Source organism: Streptomyces sp. NPDC047085, from assembly GCF_040643735.1.
Lineage (GTDB): Bacteria > Actinomycetota > Actinomycetes > Streptomycetales > Streptomycetaceae > Streptomyces.
This window is the reverse complement of record NZ_JBEYUW010000014.1, coordinates 13,140-31,215: the sequence shown is the minus strand read 5'-3', so window position 1 is coordinate 31,215 and position 18,076 is coordinate 13,140. Positions and strand designations below refer to the sequence as shown.

The following is an 18,076-nucleotide window of genomic DNA, read 5'->3' as shown; positions in this document are numbered from 1 at the left end:
CCGTACGTGTCCGGCGTGTGAGGACCGATGACGTTTCCGTCAAATCACTTCCCTCAGAACGCTCCCTCAGACCACTTCCTCAGATCACTTCCGTCAGAACACCGACAGTCCGGTGAGCGTGGTGAACCGGTCCAGGGCGGCGACGCCGGCGACCGAGTTGCCGCGTTCGTCGAGTCCCGGGCTCCACACGCACAGCGTGCACCGGCCGGGCACGATCGCGATGATCCCGCCGCCGACGCCGCTCTTGCCGGGCAGCCCGACGCGGTAGGCGAAGTCGCCGGCCGCGTCGTACGTACCGCACGTCAGCATCACCGCGTTGACCTGCTTGGCCTGGCTGCGGGTGAGCAGCCGGCTGCCGTCGGCGCGGATGCCGTGCCGGGCGAGGAAGCCGGCGGCGAGGGCGAGGTCGGCGCAGGAGGCGGCGATGGAGCACTGCCGGAAGTACTGGTCGAGCAGGGCCGGCACCGGGTTGTCGATGTTGCCGTAGGACGCCATGAAATGGGCGAGGGCGGCGTTCCGGTCGCCGTGCGCGGTCTCGGAGGCGGCGACCTCGAAGTCGAAGTCCAGGTCCGGGTTGCCGCTCTCGGCGCGCAAAAAGGCCAGCAGCTCCCCGGCCGCGTCTCCGGTACGGGTCTGGAGGCGGTCGGTGACGACGAGCGCGCCCGCGTTGATGAAAGGATTCCGCGGGATGCCGTTCTCGTACTCCAGCTGCACCAGGGAGTTGAACGGGTTGCCGGAGGGTTCGCGCCCCACGTGCTCCCACAGTGCGTCGCCCTCGCGGGCCAGGTCGAGGGCGAGCGTGAAGACCTTGGTGATGGACTGCGTGGAGAACGGCTGCTGCCAGTCCCCCACCCCGTACACCGTGCCGTCCAGTTCGGCGAGGGCCATGCCGAAGCTGCGGGGGTCGCAGGCGGCGAGGGCCGGGATGTAGTCGGCGGACCGGCCGCGTCCCGGGGTGCGGTCGATCTCGTCCATGATGCGGTCGAGCACCGGCTGGAACTGCGAGGTCATGATCGTCATCATGCCGCACTCCTGTCTTCCGGGCGCCGTGAGGGTTCGGTCCCCGAAGGTGTGGTCCCTGGGGGTGTTGTCCCCGGGGGTGTTGTCCCCGGGGGTGACGACGCAACTCGCGTGCCGCCCGCCCGTCCCGTGTTCCCGGTCGGGCGGGCGGCACGCGGCCTGCCGGCTCCGTCAGATGGCCGGCGCGGTGGGGGTGCCGGCGAGCACCTCCGGGCGGAGCAGATCCGTCAGCCGTTCGGCCGGGAGCAGGCCCTTCTCCAGGACCAGTTCGGCCACGCCCCGGCCGGTGACGAGGGCCTCCTTGGCGATGTCGGTGGCGGCCGTGTACCCGATGTGCGGGTTGAGCGCGGTGACCAGGCCGATGGAGTTCTCCACGGTGGCGCGCAGTGCCTCGGTGTTCGCGCTGATGCCGTCCACGCAGCGCTCGGCGAGGGTCACGCAGGCCGCCCGCAGGTGGGTGATGCTCTCCGACAGGGAGTGCAGGATGATCGGCTCGAAGGCGTTGAGCTGGAGCTGTCCGGCCTCGGCGGCCATGGTGATGGCCACGTCGTTGCCGATCACCTCGAAGGCGACCTGGTTGACGACCTCCGGGATCACCGGGTTGACCTTGCCCGGCATGATCGACGAACCGGCCTGCACCGGGGGCAGGTTGATCTCGCCGAGGCCGGCACGCGGACCGGAGGACAGCAGACGCAGGTCGTTGCAGCTCTTGGAGAGCTTGACCGCGATCCGCTTGAGCACGCCGGACATCTGCACGAACGCGCCGCAGTCCTGGGTGGCCTCGACCAGGTTGGCGGCGGTGACCAGGGGCAGCCCGGTGATGGCGGCGAGGTGGCGGCGGGCGGCTTCGGCGTAGCCGACGGGGGCGTTGAGGCCGGTGCCGATCGCCGTGGCGCCCAGGTTGATCTCATGGATCAGCTCGACGGCCTCGGCAAGACGGCTGCGGTCCTCCTCGATCATGACGGCGTAGGCGGAGAACTCCTGGCCGAGCGTCATCGGCACGGCGTCCTGCAACTGGGTACGGCCCATCTTGAGCACGCCACGGAACTCGACGGCCTTACGGGCGAAGGCGTCCTGCAGGACGGACATCGCCTTGAGCAGTCCCCGTACCGCGAACACCGTCGCGATCTTGACGGCGGTCGGGTAGACGTCATTGGTCGACTGGCCGAGGTTGACGTCCTCGTTGGGGTGCAGGAACGCGTACTGCCCCTTGGCGTGGCCCAGCAGTTCCAGCGCCCGGTTCGCCACGACCTCGTTGGCGTTCATGTTGGTCGACGTGCCGGCGCCGCCCTGGATGACGTCCACGACGAACTGGTCGTGCAGCTTGCCGTCGCGGATCTCCCGGCAGGCGGCGACGATCGCGGCCGCCTTCTCCGGCGCCAGCAGACCGAGTTCCTCGTTCGCGAGGGCGGCGGCCTCCTTGACGGCGGCCAGCGCGTCGATCAGGTGCGGGTAGGCGGAGATCGGAGTTCCGGTGATGGGGAAGTTCTCCGTCGCGCGCAGGGTGTGAACCCCCCAGTAGGCGTCGGCGGGTACGTCACGGTCGCCGAGGAGATCGTGCTCGGGGCGGGTGGCGGCAGTCATGACGAAGAGGTTCTCTTTCTGAGATACAGAGGTGACAGCGCCCCTGGAAGGGGCGCGGGGAACTGCGCGACCAGCCACAGACGGCCCGCAGCGAGAACGCGACCGGAGCGCCCCTACGAACGCGCCGGTCCGCAGACCATCAGGCGCAAGCCGTCAGCGGAACCGGGTCCAGCGCGCGGACAGCGCGCACGCAGCCCACCGGCTCCCCGCCCCCGAGCAGCGCCTCTCCGGCGAACTCGGTCAGCAGCCCGGGGTCGACGCCCGCGCGCGCGAGCGCCGCCGCGGCGACCGGAACGCGGGCGCGATTCGCCCCGTCGGCGATCTTCACGGCGATGGCCCGGCCATCAGGCAGCGCAGCGACCTGCACGCCCTCGAAGCCGTCCTTGGCGAGCAGCCCCGGCACGGCCCGCATCAACGCAGCCACGTCCCGCCCCTTGCCGGAGGCCATGTCGGCGTGCGAGCGCATCGCGTCGGCGACCCGGGCCTCGGGCGTGCCCGGAGCTGCGGTGGTGATGCGGGAGACGGCGCGGGCGAGGCCGTGCAGGGAGATGGAGAACAGCGGCGCGCCGCACCCGTCCACGGTCACCTGGGCCACGCGCTGGCCGGTCAGATCCTCGACGATCTCGGCGATGGCCTGCTGGAGGGGGTGCGCGGGGTCCAGATAGTCCTCCAGGGACCAGCCGTTGAGCCGCGCGGTCCAGAGCATCGCCGCGTGCTTGCCGGAGCAGTTCTGCGCCAGCCGGGAGGGCGCACGGCCCTCCCGGATCCAGGCGTCCCGGACCGCGGGGTCGTACGGCAGGTCGGGGACGTTGCGCAGCCGGTCCTCGGTGAGGCCGGCGAGTTCGAGGATCCGCCGGGTGCCGGCGAGGTGGCGTTCCTCGCCGGAGTGGCTGGCGGCGGCCAGCGAGAGGAGTTCGCCGTCCAGCGGCAGCCCGGCCCGCAGCATGGCGACGGCCTGGACGGGCTTGATGGCCGAGCGCGGGTAGAAGGCGGCCTCGATGTCGCCGAGCTGGAACTGGACCTGGCCGTCGGCGCCGAGGACGACGACGGAGCCGTAGTGGATGCCCTCGACGACGCCGCCGCGGATGAGGTGGGCGACGGGGGCGTGGAGGGGCTCGCGGACGATGGGTGCGTCCGCAGGGGAACTGCTGTACATCACTGCCTGCTTGTCAGGGAGTGCGGCGCGGATCACGCGTCGGCTCCGGTGGTGGACGTGCGCGCTATGCGTCCGCGGATGGCGTACCAGCCCGCGACCAGCGCTCCGACGATCAGCGGCAGGCACAGCACGGTGGTGCGTCCGGCGCCGCCGTCGGCGTACATGAGGACCAGGACGGTGGCGAGGAAGGCCAGCGTCACGAGTTCGGTCCACGGGGATCCCGGCAGCCGGTAGGAGGGCCGGGCCAGTTCGCCCTTCTGGGTCTTCTGCCAGAAGAGCAGGTGACAGATCATGATCATGCCCCAGGTGGCGAGGATGCCGATCGCCGCGAAGTTGAGGACGATCTCGAAGGCGTCCGCCGGGACGACGTAGTTCAGGCCGACACCGAGGACACAGATACCGCTGGTGAGCAGGATTCCGCCGTACGGGACCTGGCTGCGGCTCATCCTCGCGGTGAACTTCGGGGCCGAGCCGCTGACCGCCATGGAGCGCAGGATGCGGCCGGTGGAGTACAGACCGGAGTTGAGCGAGGACATGGCCGCGGTGAGGACGACCAGGTTCATCACGTCGCCGGCCGCGGGGACGCCGATGTGGGACAGGACGGTGACGAAGGGGCTCTCGCCGGCGGTGTACTCGTTCCAGGGCAGGAGCATCGAGAGCAGGACGACCGAGCCGACGTAGAACAGGCCGACGCGCCACATGATCGAGTTGATCGCCTTGGGCATGATCTTCTCGGGGTTCTCGGTCTCGCCCGCCGCGACGCCGACCAGCTCGACGGAGGCGTAGGCGAAGACGACGCCCTGGATGATCAGCAGCATGGGCAGCAGCCCGTTCGGGAAGACGCCGTCGTGGTCGGTGATCAGGGAGGGACCGGGGGTCCCGCCGTCCACGGGGTGCTGGGTGACCAGCAGGAAGATGCCGATGCACATGAAGACGACCAGCGCGCTGACCTTGACGATCGCGAACCAGAACTCCAGTTCGCCGAAGATCTTCACGGAGATGAGGTTCACCGTGAGGACGACGGCCAGGGCGATCAGCGCGATCACCCACTGCGGGATGTCGGAGAACATGCCCCAGTAGTGGGTGTACGTGGCCACCGCCGTGATGTCGGCGATGCCGGTGGTCGCCCAGTTGAGGAAGTACATCCAGCCCGCGGTGTACGCGCCCTTCTCGCCCAGGAACTCCCGGGCGTACGACACGAAGGCGCCGGAGGACGGGCGGTAGAGCACGAGTTCGCCGAGGGCGCGGACGACGAGGAAGGCGAAGACGCCGCAGACGGCGTAGGCGACGAACAGGGAGGGTCCGGCGTCGGCGAGCCGGCCGCCCGCGCCGAGGAAGAGGCCGGTGCCGATGGCACCGCCGATGGCGATCATGTTGACGTGCCGGTGCTTCAGGCTCTTGCTGTAGCCGGCGTCTCCGGCGTCTACATGGGTGGACGATGGGCGCGTCTCGTCTTTGAGGTGCTGTTCGCTCACGCCTCGGGTCCGCCTTCCGTGGGCTGCTCCGTGCGCCCGGGGCGCACGATGTCGGTGAGGGTGGTCTCGACGCGGTCGAGGTGGTGGCTCATCGCCTCGATCGCGTCGTGCTCGGAACCGTCGGTCAGCGCCTCGACGATGGCCCGGTGCTCGCGGTTGGACTGCTCGCGGCGCCCGCCCAGCTCGTTGAGGAAGGCCGACTGACGCGCCAGTGCGTCGCGGATCTCCTCGATGACCCGGCGGAAGACCGGGTTCTGGGCGGCCTCGGCCACGGCGAGGTGGAAGAGGGTGTCCATCGCGACCCACGCGGTGGTGTCCGTCTCCCGTTCCATGCGGTCCAGCAGGTGGGCCAGGTGGTCCAGGTTCTCCGGGGTGCGGCGCAGGGCCGCGTACCCGGCGACCGGGATCTCGACGTGCCGGCGCACCTCCAGCAGATCGCTGGCCGCGTAGTCGCCGAAGGTCGGGTCCTCCACGGCGTTGGCCACCACGAAGGTGCCCCTGCCGGTCCGGGAGATGGTCAGGCCCATCGTCTGCAGCGCGCGCAGCGCCTCGCGGAGCACGGGCCGGGACACCTCGAGGGTGCGGCACAGCTCGGCCTCGGAGGGGAGCTTGTCGCCTATGGCGTACTCGCCGCGCTCGATGGCGCCGCGGAGGTGGCCGAGAACCGCTTCCATGGCGCTCACGCGCCGCGGGGTCCGACCACCTGTCTGGCTGTCTGACAGGTTCACGGGAGCGATCCTGCGGGTTGCGGAAGGCGCCTGTCAAGGCGGGATGTACGAAAACATGCACGGGGTGCGGCGCCCTGAATACGGGCATCCGCACCCCGTGGGGTGGTGAGAGGTGCGCTCAGCTGCTGAGCGTGCCACTGGCGAGCAGGCCGAGCAGGGCCACGCCGATGACGATGCGGTAGATGACGAAGGCGTTGAAGGAGTGCTTGGCGACGAACTTCAGCAGCCAGGCGATGGAGGCGTAGGCGACCACGAAGGACACGATCGTGCCGGCGGCCAGCGGGGCGGCGCCCACGCCCGCGCCGAGGGCGTCCTTGAGCTCGTAGATGCCGGCGCCGGTCAGCGCCGGGATGCCGAGGAAGAAGGACAGCCGGGTGGCGGCGACGCGGTCCAGGTCCAGGACGAGCGCGGTGGACATGGTGGCGCCGGAGCGGGAGAAGCCGGGGAAGAGCAGGGCGAGGATCTGCGAGCAGCCGACCAGCATCGCGTCCTTGAAGGAGGTGTCGTCCTCACCGCGCTTGTGCCGGCCCATCTGGTCCGCCGCCCACATCACACCCGAGCCGACGATCAGCGATCCGGCCACCACCCACAGCGAGGCGAGCGGGCCCTCGATCAGCGGCTTGGCGGCCAGGCCCACCAGCACGATCGGGATGGTCGCGGCGATCACCCACCAGGCGAACTTGTAGTCGTGGTGGTAGCGCTCCTCGCGGTTGGTCAGGCCGCGGAACCACGCGGAGACGATCCGCTTGATGTCCTTGAAGAAGTACACGAGCACGGCGGCGATGGCGCCGACCTGGATGACGGCGGAGAACCCGACGACGGACTTGTCGTCGACGGGGATGTCCATGAGCCCCTCGGCGATCTTGAGGTGGCCGGTGGAGGACACGGGGAGGAACTCGGTCACCCCCTCGACTACTCCGAGGACGACGGCCTGACCGACGGAGATGGCACTCATGGAATCCAGTTCTGAGGAGAGTTGGTCGACAGTGCTGTAGACAGTACTTACTATGCCCGGCCGTACGCCAAGCGCCTAGGCCTTGTCCGGCGGACCGACCCTAGGGACCCTGGCCCCACAAGGCATCGGCGAGAGCGGTGCCCGCGAAGGCCGCCCCCAGGCCCAGGGTCACGCTCGCGACCACGTTCCCGGCAGCGTAGAGCCAGGCACCGGCGTCGGTCAGCCGCAGGGTCTCGTAGGAGAAGGTCGAGTACGTCGTCAGGGCGCCGCACAGACCGGTGCCCAGCAGCAGTTGCAGGTGCGGGCCCGCGGCCCCGGCCGAGGCCGCGCCGGTCAGAAGGCCCAGGATCAGGCAGCCGGTGATGTTCACCACGAAGGTGCCCCAGGGGAAGAGGGAGTCGTGGCGGGCTTGGACGGCGCGGTCGGTGAGATAGCGCAGGGGTGCGCCGACCACGGCCCCCAGGACGACCAGCAGCCAGTTCACAACGAGTTCTTACCCTTCGCATCCGTTCCGTCCGGGCCGGGCGCACGGCCCACGTACCGGACGACCTCGCACTCCTCAAGCGTCACGAGACCTTCGCCGACCAGCTCGTCCAGCTGCGGCAGGAAGGCCCGGACCCGCTCCTCCGTGTCCACCACGACGATCGCCACGGGCAGGTCCTCGCTCAGGGACAGCAGCCGGCTGGTGTGGATGCGGGAGGAGGCACCGAACCCCTCGATCCCCCGGAACACGCTGGCACCGGCCAGCCCGGCGGCGTGGGCGCGGTGCACGATCTCGGAGTAGAGGGGCTTGTGGTGCCAGGTGTCGTCCTCGCCGATGTAGACGGTCAGCCGCAGGGCCCTGCCGTCGAGTGAGGTCATCGCCGCCTCCGGAGGAACAGCAGGCGGGCGGCGGCCGAGGCCAGCCACACCGCCGCGAGGGCCGCGAGCAGGGTCGCGGCGAGATAGAGCAGCCCGGTACCGGCGTGGCCGACGCCGATCAGGCGGCGGATGTCGACGGCGTAGGTGGAGAAGGTGGTGAAGCCGCCGAGCACGCCCGTGCCGAAGAACGGCCGCATCAGGCGGTGGGCGGCCCACACGTCGGTGATCAGCACCATGAACACGCCGATCACGGCACAGCCGATGACATTGGTCCAGAACGTCGGCCACGGGAAGTGGCCGGGCGGGGTGGGCCACGCCAGGAGCAGCGCGTAGCGGGCCGTCGCCCCGAGGGCACCGCCCGCGGCGACCACCGCGACGACGGGCGCCTGGGCACGCCACTCGGGCCGCTGCGGCGGTCCGGGGCGGACACGGATGCTCTCGGCTTCCGGGGCTGTCATGTGCGCAGATCTCCTGTTCGACCCCCGCCCCGACGGGCGATCACGGCCGGGCACCAGGTTACCGCCCGGCCCATCGGGGCCGCCCGGGCCGCCGAGGCCGACCGGACCGTCGGGACCGCCGAGGCCAGCCAGGCCGTCGGGGCCAACCGGGCCAACCGGACCGCCGGGACCGCTCACGCCGTCCGGGCCGCCGGGGCCGCCCAGGCCAACCGGACCGCCGGGGCCAGCCGGGCCAACCGGACCGCCGGGACCGCCCAGGCCAACCGGACCGCCGGGACCGCCCAGGCCAACCGGACAGTCGGGGCCGCCCAGGCCAACCGGACCGCCGGGGCAGCCCAGGCCAACCGGACCGCCGGGACCGCCCAGGCCAACCGGACCGCCGGGACCGCTCAGGCCGTCCGGGCCGCCGGGACCGCTCAGGCCGTCCGGCCCGCCGGGGCCGCCCAGGCCAACCGGACAGTCGGGGCCGCCCAGGCCAGCCGGGCCGCCGGGGCCAGCCGGGCCAGCCGGGCCGCCGGGGCCAGCCGGGCCATCGGGACCGCCCAGGCCATCCGGGCCCTCCGGCGCCCGCTCCCGCGCGGATCGCGGGAGGGGGCGGGCCGGTGCCGGTGGTCACCAGCCCTTCTCGAAGATGCGGGTCACCTCGGCGATGCGGATCTCGTCGCGGCGGTAGTAGGTGCGGCAGCGGACGCGGTGGGTGCGCAGCAGGCCGAGCCGGGTGAGGAAGTCGAGGTGGGCCGTGGCGGTGCGGCGCGGAACGCCGAGCTTGGCGGCGACGGCCCGCGCGGTCACGCCGGTCTCGGCGGGGTCGCGGCGGCGGCCCGTGGGGAAGTGGGCCGCCGGGTCCTGGAGCCAGGCCAGAATGGTCCGCCGTATGTGGCCCGAGGGAGTGCCCATCATGCGTCCGCCTCCGTTCCCGGCGTCCTCGTGCGCGGTGTTCCCCACTGTGGCGCAGGCAGCACGATCGCGTCCGGGTCTCGGCCGCCGTTGTCCGGTACCGAACGGCCGTACGACTGCGGTATGTACACGCCCGGGCCGGGCCTGCCAAGACGAAGGGCCCGGCCGCCCCCTCGCGGCCGAGCCCGGCCCGGGGTGGACCGGCGATGGCCGAACCACGTCATCGGGGAGAACGCCCTGTCGTCGTGGCCGAGCCGGTTCAGTCGTCGAGCCGTTGCGAGCTGATGGAGTTCAACTGTGAGGACAACCCCGTCCACCCGCTGGTGAACTTCCCGCCCAAGGTCCCCGTCACTGGCGGGCCAACACACCCGGGCGGGCAAGCAGGTGCCGGAGGACATCGCCGTCGGCGGTTTCGACGACTCGCCCGCCGCGACCGCCGCCTCCCCGGCGCTCACCACCATCCGCCAGCCGGGGGACCGGATCAGCGCCGAGATGGTGCGGGTGCTGCTCGCGCAGATCGGCGGCGAGGACCCGGCCGCGGTGATCCTGCCGACGGAACTGGTGCGCCGCGATTCGACCTGAGTGCGGCGGTGCCGTCAGGAGCGGCCCGGTCTGACCAGCCCCGTCTCGTAGGCGACGACCACCGCCTGGGCGCGGTCGCGCAGACCCAGCTTGGCGAAGATCCGGGCCACGTGGGACTTGACCGTGGCCTCGCTCAGGGTGAGTTCGGCGGCGAGTTCGGTGTTGGACAGGCCGCGTCCCATCAGGGTCAGCACCTCCCGCTCGCGGGGCGTGAGGGCGGCCAGGTCGGCGGGAACGGCCTGGGCCGTCCGCTCGGCCTCGGCCGCGTAGCGCTCCACCAGGCGCCGGGTGATCTGCGGCGCCAGCAGGGCGTCGCCGGTGCCGACGAGCCGTACGGCCGCTGCCAGGTGCTCGGGGGTGACGTCCTTGAGCAGGAAGCCGCTGGCCCCGAGCGCGAGGGCCGTGTACACGTAGCGGTCCAGGTCGAAGGTGGTCAGCATCAGCACCTTGCGGTCCGGGGACTGCCGCAGGATCAGCCGGGTGGCCTCCAGGCCGTCCATGGCCGGCATCCGGATGTCCATCAGCACGACGTCCGGCTCGAGTTCGCGGGCGGCGGCGACCGCCTCGATGCCGTCGGCGGCCTCGCCCACCACCTCGATGCCCCGGGCGGTGAGGATCAGCCGGAAGCCGGTCCTGATCAGGGTCTGGTCGTCGGCGATCAGCACGCGGGGCGCCCGCTCGGGCTCGTGCGCGGTCACGGGCGGTCCAGGGGGATGCGGGCCCGGACGCGGTAGCCGCCGCCGAGTCTTCGCCGGGCGTCGAGATCACCGCCGTAGACGGCGACCCGCTCGCGCAGCCCGAGCAGGCCGCGCCCGGTGCCCGCGCTGTGCGGTCTCGGTGCTGCCAGCGCGGCAGCCGGTGCGGTGCCGGTCAGCACGCTGGGGCCGGTGTTGAGCACCTCGACGCGCAGGGCGTGGTCGGCATAGCGCACGGTCACCTCCGCCTTGCCGCCGTCGCCGTGCCGGAGCGCATTGGTCAGGGCCTCCTGGATGATGCGGTAGGCGGTCACGTCGATGCCCTGGGGCAGCGGACGCGGCTCGCCCGAGATCCGGACCTCGACCGGCAGGCCGGCGAACGATATCCGGTCGACCAGGTGACCGAGCCGGTCGAGACCGGGCTGCGGGGCGAGCGGCGTTCCCGGGTCGGCGGCGCGGACCGTTCCCGAGTCGGCGCGGGGCGGGCCCGGGTCGACTGCGCGGGCCGGGCCCGGGTCGGCGTCCTCGCCGTTCTGCGCGGGCGCCAGCAGTCCCAGCAGGTGTCTGAGGTCGGTCATCGCGCCCCGCCCCGCGTCCTCGACAGCCCGCAGCGCGGTCGCCGCCTCGTCGGGCATGGTGCCGAGCACCTCGCGGGCGGCGCTCGCCTGGACGACCATGAGGCTGACGTTGTGGCTGACGATGTCGTGCAACTCCCGGGCGATCCGGTCGCGTTCGGCCGCGATCGCGGCCTCGGCGGCGCTCTCCCGCTCCCGCTCCAGCAGCCAGCCCCGCTCCCCCACGGCCGCCTGCCAGCGGCGCCGGGTGCGCACCAGCGCCACCGTGAGCGCCACGACGGCCGCGCACGCCACCGCGAGCGCCGCCGTCAACACGTCGTACTCCCCCATGGCTTCACTCTCTCAGACGGCACTGACATCCGCATCGACCTGGGGATTCAGCGCCCTGCATCCCTGGGATGAGTCCCGCCGCGCAGTGCCGTCCGGGGAGGGATGCCCGGGGCCCCGTCTCCCCCTTAGCGTCCTGTGCATGGTCACTGAGGTGGGAACGGGAGACACCGTCGTACGGCTCGACGGGGTGCGCAAGGAGTACGGCGAGACGGTCGCCCTGGACGGGATGTCGCTGGAGATCCGGGCCGGGGAGGCGGTCGCGGTGATGGGGCCCTCGGGATGCGGCAAGTCCACGCTGCTCAACATGATCGCCGGTCTCGACCGGCCGTCGGCCGGCACGGTCGTCGTCCACGGCGAGAACGTAGGGGAGTTGAGCGAGAAGGGACTCGCGCTGTACCGGCGGCGCCGGATCGGCATGATCTTCCAGTTCTTCAACCTCGTCGACGACCTGTCGGCCCTCGACAACGTGGCCCTGGCCGCCCAGTTGACCGGGACGCCGGCCCGGCAGGCCCGGCGGCGGGCGCTGGAGCTGTTCGAGGAGCTGGGCATCGCGGACCGCCGCAACGCGTACCCCGCGGTCCTCAGCGGAGGCGAGCGGCAACGGGTCGCCGTGGCACGGGCGTTGATGAACCGTCCGGCGCTGCTGCTGGCGGACGAGCCGACCGGGGCTCTGGACAGCCGGGCCGGGGAGCAGGTGATGGACCTGCTGCTGGACCTGAACCAGATCGGCCAGACGCTGGTCATCGTCACGCACGACGAACGTCTGGCGCGGCGCTGCGCGAGCCGGCTGGTGCGGGTGGCCGACGGCCGGGTGACCGGCGAGCACACCCTGGAGCCGTCCGCATGAGGGCGGTGTGGAAGGCCGCCCGGGCGGCCGTACGCAGGCGGAGACTTCAGACGCTGGTCATCTGGCTGGTCACGCTGGTGTCGACGGGGTCGATGGTGGTCGCGCTGGGACTGGTGGACGCCGCGTCGGCGCCGTTCGACCGGGCCTTCGGCAAGCAGCACGGGCCGCATGTCGTCGCCGCGTTCGACTCGGCCAAGGTGTCGGACGCCCAACTCGCGCACGCGGCACGGCGGTCCGGGGTCCTGGCGACGGCCGGACCGTTCCGGCGGGCGACGGTGGACCATCCGCGCGGTGCGAACGACTTCGGTCTCGGCGGCGAGGTCACGGTGGTGGGACGTTCCGGTCCCGGCGGGCCGGTGGACCGGGTCAACCTCTGGGCGGGCCGGTGGCCCGGCCGGCCCGGGGAGATCGTCCTGAACCGGCAGTCCGACTGGACCGCCGACGACATGGGCAAGAAGTTCCGCGTGCCGTCGGGGCCCACGCTCACCGTCGTCGGGTTCGCCTTCGACCTGAGCCACACGGCGGACGCCTGGGTCGTCCCGGACCAGATCGCGGCCCTGCACCCGACCGGCACCCAGATGCTGTTCCGGTTCCGGGACGCGTCGTCGCAGAGCGCGCTGCGCGCGGGCCTGGCCGAGGTGACGCAGAGCCTGCCGAAGGGCGCGCTCGCCGGATCCGAGACGTATCTGGCGCTGAAGCACCGGGTCGGCGGCAACGCGCGCGCGTACGCGCCGTACCTGATGGCGTTCGGCGTCCTGGGCATCCTGGTGGCGGTGCTGATCGTCGCCAACGTGGTCGGCGGGGCGGTGGTCTCCGGGTTCCGGCACATCGGCATCCTGAAGGCGCTGGGGTTCACGCCGGGGCAGGTGCTGGGCGTCTACCTCGTGATGATCTCCGTACCGTCCGTCCTGGGCTGTGCGCTCGGGGCGGTCGCCGGAAACCTGCTGGCGCACCCGTTCTTCCAGTTCGTGTTCACCGGGCCGAACTCCGGGGTGCTGCACGACAGCGTCGGCATCGCGCCCTGGGTGAACGTGGTCGCGCTGCTCGGCATGCCGCTCGTCTGCGTGCTGGCCGCGCTGGGACCCGCGATGCGGGCGCGCCGGATGTCGGCGGCGCGGGCCATCAGCGCGGGAAGCGCTCCACGGGCCGGGCGGGCGCTCGGGATCCAGCGACGGCTGGCGAGTGCCCGGTTGCCCCGGTCGGTGAGCCTCGGCCTGGGGCTGCCGTTCGCCCGTCCGGCGCGCAGCGCGCTCACCTTGGCCGCCGTGGCCCTCGGCGTGACGACGGTGACGTTCGCGACGGGTCTGGCGGCGACGCTGACCGACTTCGGGAACGCCGGACAGCACCCCTTCGACGTCACCGTCTACGTCGGCAACCACCGGCACGGCAAGGAGGTGCGGCCGGTGCACGATGACCGGCAGCTCCAGGCCCTGCTGGAGTCGTTGCCCGGAGCGACCCGGGTCACGGCGCGGTCGGACGAGGAGGCGCTGCTCGTCGGCTCCACCGAGGTGGTCATGTTCGAGGGCCGGCGCGGTGAACTGCCCCTGAACGGCATTCTCGTCCGGGGCCACTGGATGCACCGCACCGGAGAGGTCGTGACCGGCACGGCGTTCCTGCACCGGAACGGCCTGCACGTCGGCGATCACCTGCGGCTGCGCGAGGGCGGCCGCGAGGTCCGGTTGACCATCGTCGGCGAGACCATGGACAACGACCGGCTGGTCGTCGGCGCCTGGCCGACGGTCACCGCCCTGATGCCGGACGTGCAGCCGATCGCCTACCACGTCAGACTCCGCGAGGGCGCCGACCGGCAGGCCTACGCGCGCGCGGTGCGGGCCGCCGACCCGGGTCTGTCCCCCCAGGTGAGCGGCCCGAACAACGTCACGCGCACGATCGTCGGCTCCGCGTCCGCGCTCACCCTGATGCTGGCCCTGGTCTCCTCGCTCGGCGTGTTCAACACGGCCGTCCTCAACACCCACGACCGGCGCCGCGACCTCGGCATGCTCAAGTCGATCGGGATGACCCCCCGCCAGGTCACGGTGATGACGGTGACCTCGATGGCGGTGCTGGGCGCGGTGGGCTCCCTGATCGGGATCCCGCTGGGGATCGTCGGCTACGAGCTGGTGCTGCCGCGGATGGCGGCGGGGGTCGACATCACCCTGCCGGCGTACATGACGGACGTCTGGCACGCCCCGACGCTGGCCGGGCCGGCCCTCGCGGGTGTCGTCATCGCGGTCATGGGCGCACTCGTCCCGGCCCGCCGCGCCGCCCGTCTGACCGTCGCCGAGGTGCTGCACAACGAGTGAGACGGGGTCCGGGAAGCCCGCCGCCGCAACCGGTCAGGATCGGAGAAGCGGCGGCGGGCTCCCTTCTCTAGCGTGAATGCACCGACGGAAGCCCGTCGGACACGCATCGACAAGGAGTGAGTGCCATGAGCGCCGGCCTGCAGACGATCATCTACCCCGTGAAGGACCTGGAGAAGGCCAAGCCCCTCTTCGCCGCCCTGCTGGGGGTCGAGCCGTATGCGGACGAGCCCTACTACGTCGGCTTCAAGGCGGAGGGGCAGGACGTCGGCCTCGACCCGAGCGGGCATGCGAAGGGTCTCACCGGTCCGGTGCCGTACTGGCACGTGACCGATCTGCGGGAGCGGCTGGCGGCTCTGCTGGAGTCGGGCGCGGAGCTGGTGCAGGACGTGAAGGACGTGGGCGGCGGCAGGCTGATCGCCTCGGTGAAGGACACGGACGGGAACATGGTGGGGCTGCTCCAGGACCCGGCCGCCTGAGCCGCCGCCCGAGCGGCGTACGAGCGCTTGCACCCGCACTAGTTGCACTCTCAACAATTGGCCGAAACGGTGCTACGGTGCGGGTATGGCAGTCAAGACGGCCGACACCCGGCTCGAGGAACGCTGGCGGGACATCCTCACGGTGCACGCGCACACGATGTGCGAGATCGACCGGGTTCTGCACCCGTACGGGCTCGGCGCCAGCGACTTCGAGGTGCTGGACCTGCTGGCCACCGAGCCGCCCGGGAAGGGCGACCAGTGCCGGGTGCAGAACCTGGTCGGACGGGTCCATCTCAGCCAGTCGGCGCTGTCCCGGCTGATCGGCCGGCTGGAGAAGGAGGGCCTGGTCGAGCGCTCGGTGTGCGCGGAGGACCGGCGCGGTGTCTGGGTCGCGCTCACCCCCAGGGGCCGCGAGCTGTACGCCGAGGTGCTGCCACTGCAGCGAGCGGTGCTGGAGCGCATGCTGGCCGAACGGGTCGGCTAGGGTCCGCGACGCGGCAAGATCCGGAAGACAGGCCCTACAGCAGCAGCTCCGTCCCGTCCGGCAGGACCTCCACCCCGTGCTCGGCCACGCGCGCGCGTGCGGGTGAGGCCGGGTCGAGCAGCGGGTTGGTGTTGTTGAGGTGGGTGTAGATCCGGCGGGTGCCCAGGTGGCGGGCCAGTGCCTCGAGCGATCCCTCGGGGCCCGTGACCGGCAGGTGTCCCAGGGCCGCCTGCCCGGCACCGGCCCGCACCGCCGTCCCCATCTCGTCGGCGGCGAAGAACGTGCCGTCCAGCACCACGCAGTCGGCCGACGCGCACAGCTCGTCCAGGGCGGGGCTCCAGGCCCCGACACTGGGCGCGTAGACCAGCACTCCCCCGCTGGCCAGGTCCTCGACGCGGTACGCCGTCACCCACGGGCCCTCCGGCTGCGGCGCCTGTGCGGGCACGTACCTCGGGATCCTGGTGCCCAGGGGGTGGGCCGTGACGACCAGCCCGCCGGCCAGCACGAAGCCCCCGTCGGCCTGGCTGTCGGCCCACTCCCAGGCGGCGTAGCGGTCCAGGGCGGCGCGTGCGGGGGTGAGGACGGCACGGACCGGCGGGGCCGCGTAGACCTTGAGGCCCGCGGCTCCGCGCAGTGCGGACAGCCCGGTGACATGGTCGGCCTCGGCGTCGGTGAGCAGCACACCGCGCAGCGGGGTGTCCCGGGGCCCGGGGCCCGGCCACAGGGCCGGGGTGGCGGTGAGCTGGGTGCGCAGGTCGGGGGAGGCGTTGAGCAGCCACCAGTCGCGGCCGTTGCCGGTGACGGCGGCGCATTCCTGGGTGCGGGAGGGCAGTTTGCCGTCCCGGGCGGCCGCGCACAGCGCGCAGGCGCAGTTCCACTGCGGGAAGCCGCCCCCGGCGGCGGTGCCCAGCAGAACGACCCTCACGATCATCGGCTCCTTCGCACAGGCGCGGACCTTTCCGCTGGGATCTTCCCTCCGGAGGGCGGGCTGACTACCCGGAGGCGGGGGGAAGTTCCGGCCGTCCTGATTCGGGCGGCCGCCGGTCCGTCGGGCGCCGCGGCGGGACGGGCTCGCCGGGGAAGTCGCGCGGACCGGTCCACAGGGCGGGTACGGCGTCGCAGCGGCGGCACAGCTCGTAGGCGATCGCCTCGTAGTTGACCCGCCAGCCCCGGAAGTGCGGCCACGACTCCTTCGGGGTCCGCTCCGCCCGGAAGCCCGCCGTCTCCAGCATGGCGACGGCCGCGTCGAACTCCTCGAAGGTGAGCTGGACGGGCGTCTCGGGCATCGGGTCGGGGTCGAAGGGGATGCGCAGCGCGCGGGCGATGTCACGCAGGGCGGTGAATCCGGCGCGCACCACCAGCCGGGCCTCTGGCGGGGCGGTCCGCGGGGCCAGGGCCAGCTGCAGCGCGGCCGCGTCCATGACGGCGATGAGTCCGACCAGCCAGTTGCAGTGCGGGCGCGGGGAGCGGAAGGTCAGCAGGATCGGGTAGGTGGAGTGGCTCTCCCCGATGTCCGCGGCGAGCCGCTCCCAGGACCGGTACAGCTCGGGCAGCGCGCTCTCGGTGTCGACCAGCCACTGCCGGGCGAGGATCTCCGGCCCCCAGGCGGGCTCTCCGGCCCGCGCCTGCAGCAGGGTGACCTCCAGTTCACGGCGGTTGTACGCGCCGTACAGCGTGGGCAGGTAGGCGATCTGGAGGGCGATCAGGACGGGGCCGGTGGCCGCGGCCATGAAGTCGATCACGGACAGTTTCAGCCGGGCGCCGCTGGCGAAGCCGAGCGTGAACAGGCTGGAGCCGGCCTCGCGGAACGCGCTGGCCCAGGACAGCGGGGACAGTGCGTACAGCAGCAGCCCGAAGCCGAGCAGGGCCCCGCCGAGCCAGGTGGCGAGCGTGCCGACCAGCATCAGCGGGGCGAGCCAGGTCTGGGTACGGTCGATGGCGTCGTAGCCGCGGCGCAGCGTGGTGAGCCGGAGCAGCCTGCGCAGCACCCACCACAGCCGGAACACCAGCGAGGAGTAGAGGCCTCGGGGCACGACGAGGGTGCGGAGGATGCTGCCGAGGACCAGTACGAGGACCAGCCCGCCGGCCACACCGGAGATCAGTGCCATGCGGACATTGTGTCGTCCGGCGGGACAAAGCCCCGGCTCACCGTGGGCTCACCGGGGCTCATCGTGGTCTCACCGGGCGAGCAGGGTGCGCACCCCCTGCGACGTGAGCGTGAGCCCGTGGGGCGAGCTGCCGTCGATCACGAGCGACAGGTCCTCCTCGGGCCACTGGGAGGCCAGTGCGCCGAGCGGTATCAGCCGGTAGCGGTGGATCTGCGGCAGCAGCTCGGCCATCATCCCCTCCGTGGTGAACACGGGGACGACCGGCTCTCCTCCGGGCTGGTCCAGGACGGGCAGGGACACCGTCGAGGGGTCGGCGGCCTCCATGTCCGCCGCGTCGTCCGGCACCGGGACCAGCACGTCGCTGTGGGCGAGGGTGTCCAGGGCGGCCTGGTCCTCGGCATTCACGGCCAGCGCGTCGAGCGCCTGCTGGGCCGGCGTCGGAAAGGCGTCGTGAGTGGGTGTGTCCATGGCAGATCCCCAGATAGCGGCGGTCGTACGGTCTCGCGCACGGGTGGCACCCGCGCGTGCTTCCGGCCGCGTAC

20 protein-coding genes and 1 pseudogene are annotated in these 18,076 nt (G+C 72.1%); 5 read left to right on the top strand and 16 right to left on the bottom strand.

Going from position 1 to position 18,076, the window contains the following annotated elements:
* Positions 1-93: 93 nt before the first annotated feature.
* The 11 genes from ABZ865_RS34785 to ABZ865_RS34735 all read right to left on the bottom strand — a co-directional run bounded on the left by ABZ865_RS34785 (position 94) and on the right by ABZ865_RS34735 (position 9,137).
* The gene (locus ABZ865_RS34785) at positions 94-1,020 is read right to left on the bottom strand and encodes a glutaminase (protein ID WP_361239729.1); all 927 of its coding nucleotides are present in this window, start codon (positions 1,018-1,020) and stop codon (positions 94-96) included.
* Between the two features lie 171 nt (positions 1,021-1,191).
* Entirely contained in the window at positions 1,192-2,604 is a 1,413-nt protein-coding gene (aspA, locus tag ABZ865_RS34780; RefSeq protein ID WP_361239410.1) for an aspartate ammonia-lyase, read from the bottom strand.
* 139 nt (positions 2,605-2,743) lie between these two features.
* Positions 2,744-3,760, bottom strand: a complete 1,017-nt coding sequence (locus tag ABZ865_RS34775) for an asparaginase (protein WP_361239408.1) — start codon at positions 3,758-3,760, stop codon at positions 2,744-2,746.
* A 32-nt stretch (positions 3,761-3,792) separates the two neighbouring features.
* Positions 3,793-5,235: an amino acid permease gene (locus ABZ865_RS34770; protein WP_361239406.1), complete on the bottom strand. Its 1,443-nt coding sequence runs from the start codon at positions 5,233-5,235 to the stop codon at positions 3,793-3,795.
* Positions 5,232-5,909: a FadR/GntR family transcriptional regulator gene (locus ABZ865_RS34765; protein ID WP_361239727.1), complete on the bottom strand. Its 678-nt coding sequence runs from the start codon at positions 5,907-5,909 to the stop codon at positions 5,232-5,234. Before ABZ865_RS34765 ends, ABZ865_RS34770 begins: the two co-directional genes overlap by 4 nt.
* Before the next feature lie 172 nt (positions 5,910-6,081).
* On the bottom strand, positions 6,082-6,918 hold the full coding sequence (locus ABZ865_RS34760) for an undecaprenyl-diphosphate phosphatase (protein ID WP_361239404.1): 837 nt from the start codon (positions 6,916-6,918) through the stop codon (positions 6,082-6,084).
* A gap of 100 nt (positions 6,919-7,018) precedes the next feature.
* A complete protein-coding gene (gene crcB, locus ABZ865_RS34755) occupies positions 7,019-7,402 on the bottom strand; it encodes a fluoride efflux transporter CrcB (protein ID WP_361239402.1) in 384 nt (127 codons plus the stop codon).
* Positions 7,399-7,779 (bottom strand): DUF190 domain-containing protein, encoded by a 381-nt coding sequence (locus ABZ865_RS34750; protein WP_361239400.1) that lies wholly within the window; start codon positions 7,777-7,779, stop codon positions 7,399-7,401. Before ABZ865_RS34750 ends, crcB begins: the two co-directional genes overlap by 4 nt.
* Positions 7,776-8,237 (bottom strand): CrcB family protein, encoded by a 462-nt coding sequence (locus tag ABZ865_RS34745; RefSeq protein ID WP_361239398.1) that lies wholly within the window; start codon positions 8,235-8,237, stop codon positions 7,776-7,778. The genes ABZ865_RS34750 and ABZ865_RS34745 overlap by 4 nt, the downstream gene beginning before the upstream one ends.
* Positions 8,238-8,653: 416 nt before the next feature.
* Positions 8,654-8,788, bottom strand: a complete 135-nt coding sequence (locus ABZ865_RS34740; RefSeq protein WP_361239396.1) for a hypothetical protein — start codon at positions 8,786-8,788, stop codon at positions 8,654-8,656.
* A gap of 61 nt (positions 8,789-8,849) precedes the next feature.
* Positions 8,850-9,137: a helix-turn-helix domain-containing protein gene (locus tag ABZ865_RS34735; RefSeq protein WP_361239394.1), complete on the bottom strand. Its 288-nt coding sequence runs from the start codon at positions 9,135-9,137 to the stop codon at positions 8,850-8,852.
* Between the two features lie 366 nt (positions 9,138-9,503).
* Between ABZ865_RS34735 and ABZ865_RS34730 the strand changes: the two are divergent.
* A pseudogene (locus ABZ865_RS34730) lies at positions 9,504-9,716 on the top strand (substrate-binding domain-containing protein); the annotation flags it as partial.
* A 14-nt stretch (positions 9,717-9,730) separates the two neighbouring features.
* On the opposite strand, the gene ABZ865_RS34725 reads toward ABZ865_RS34730, so the two are convergent.
* Positions 9,731-10,414 carry a response regulator transcription factor gene (locus ABZ865_RS34725; RefSeq protein ID WP_361239392.1) on the bottom strand — a complete coding sequence of 228 codons (684 nt, stop codon included), beginning with the start codon at positions 10,412-10,414 and terminating at the stop codon, positions 9,731-9,733.
* Positions 10,411-11,316, bottom strand: coding sequence for a histidine kinase (locus ABZ865_RS34720; protein WP_361239390.1), 906 nt, complete (start codon positions 11,314-11,316; stop codon positions 10,411-10,413). Before ABZ865_RS34720 ends, ABZ865_RS34725 begins: the two co-directional genes overlap by 4 nt.
* Before the next feature lie 139 nt (positions 11,317-11,455).
* Here ABZ865_RS34720 and ABZ865_RS34715 point away from each other — a divergent pair, with 139 nt between their 5' ends.
* From ABZ865_RS34715 to ABZ865_RS34700, 4 genes are all read left to right on the top strand, one after another.
* Positions 11,456-12,163, top strand: a complete 708-nt coding sequence (locus tag ABZ865_RS34715) for an ABC transporter ATP-binding protein (protein WP_361239388.1) — start codon at positions 11,456-11,458, stop codon at positions 12,161-12,163.
* On the top strand, positions 12,160-14,466 hold the full coding sequence (locus ABZ865_RS34710; protein ID WP_361239386.1) for an FtsX-like permease family protein: 2,307 nt from the start codon (positions 12,160-12,162) through the stop codon (positions 14,464-14,466). The genes ABZ865_RS34715 and ABZ865_RS34710 overlap by 4 nt, the downstream gene beginning before the upstream one ends.
* 125 nt (positions 14,467-14,591) lie before the next feature.
* Positions 14,592-14,942 carry a VOC family protein gene (locus tag ABZ865_RS34705; RefSeq protein WP_361239384.1) on the top strand — a complete coding sequence of 117 codons (351 nt, stop codon included), beginning with the start codon at positions 14,592-14,594 and terminating at the stop codon, positions 14,940-14,942.
* 85 nt (positions 14,943-15,027) lie between these two features.
* Positions 15,028-15,426 carry a MarR family transcriptional regulator gene (locus tag ABZ865_RS34700; protein ID WP_361239382.1) on the top strand — a complete coding sequence of 133 codons (399 nt, stop codon included), beginning with the start codon at positions 15,028-15,030 and terminating at the stop codon, positions 15,424-15,426.
* 34 nt (positions 15,427-15,460) lie between these two features.
* On the opposite strand, the gene pqqB is transcribed toward ABZ865_RS34700, so the two are convergent.
* The 3 genes from pqqB to ABZ865_RS34685 form a co-directional block, all read right to left on the bottom strand.
* Positions 15,461-16,357, bottom strand: coding sequence for a pyrroloquinoline quinone biosynthesis protein PqqB (pqqB, locus tag ABZ865_RS34695; RefSeq protein ID WP_361239380.1), 897 nt, complete (start codon positions 16,355-16,357; stop codon positions 15,461-15,463).
* A gap of 61 nt (positions 16,358-16,418) precedes the next feature.
* Entirely contained in the window at positions 16,419-17,534 is a 1,116-nt protein-coding gene (locus tag ABZ865_RS34690; protein ID WP_361239378.1) for a hypothetical protein, read from the bottom strand.
* 69 nt (positions 17,535-17,603) lie between these two features.
* Complete coding sequence (locus ABZ865_RS34685; RefSeq protein ID WP_361239376.1) at positions 17,604-18,002, bottom strand: SseB family protein; 399 nt, start codon at positions 18,000-18,002, stop codon at positions 17,604-17,606.
* Positions 18,003-18,076: the final 74 nt, after the last annotated feature.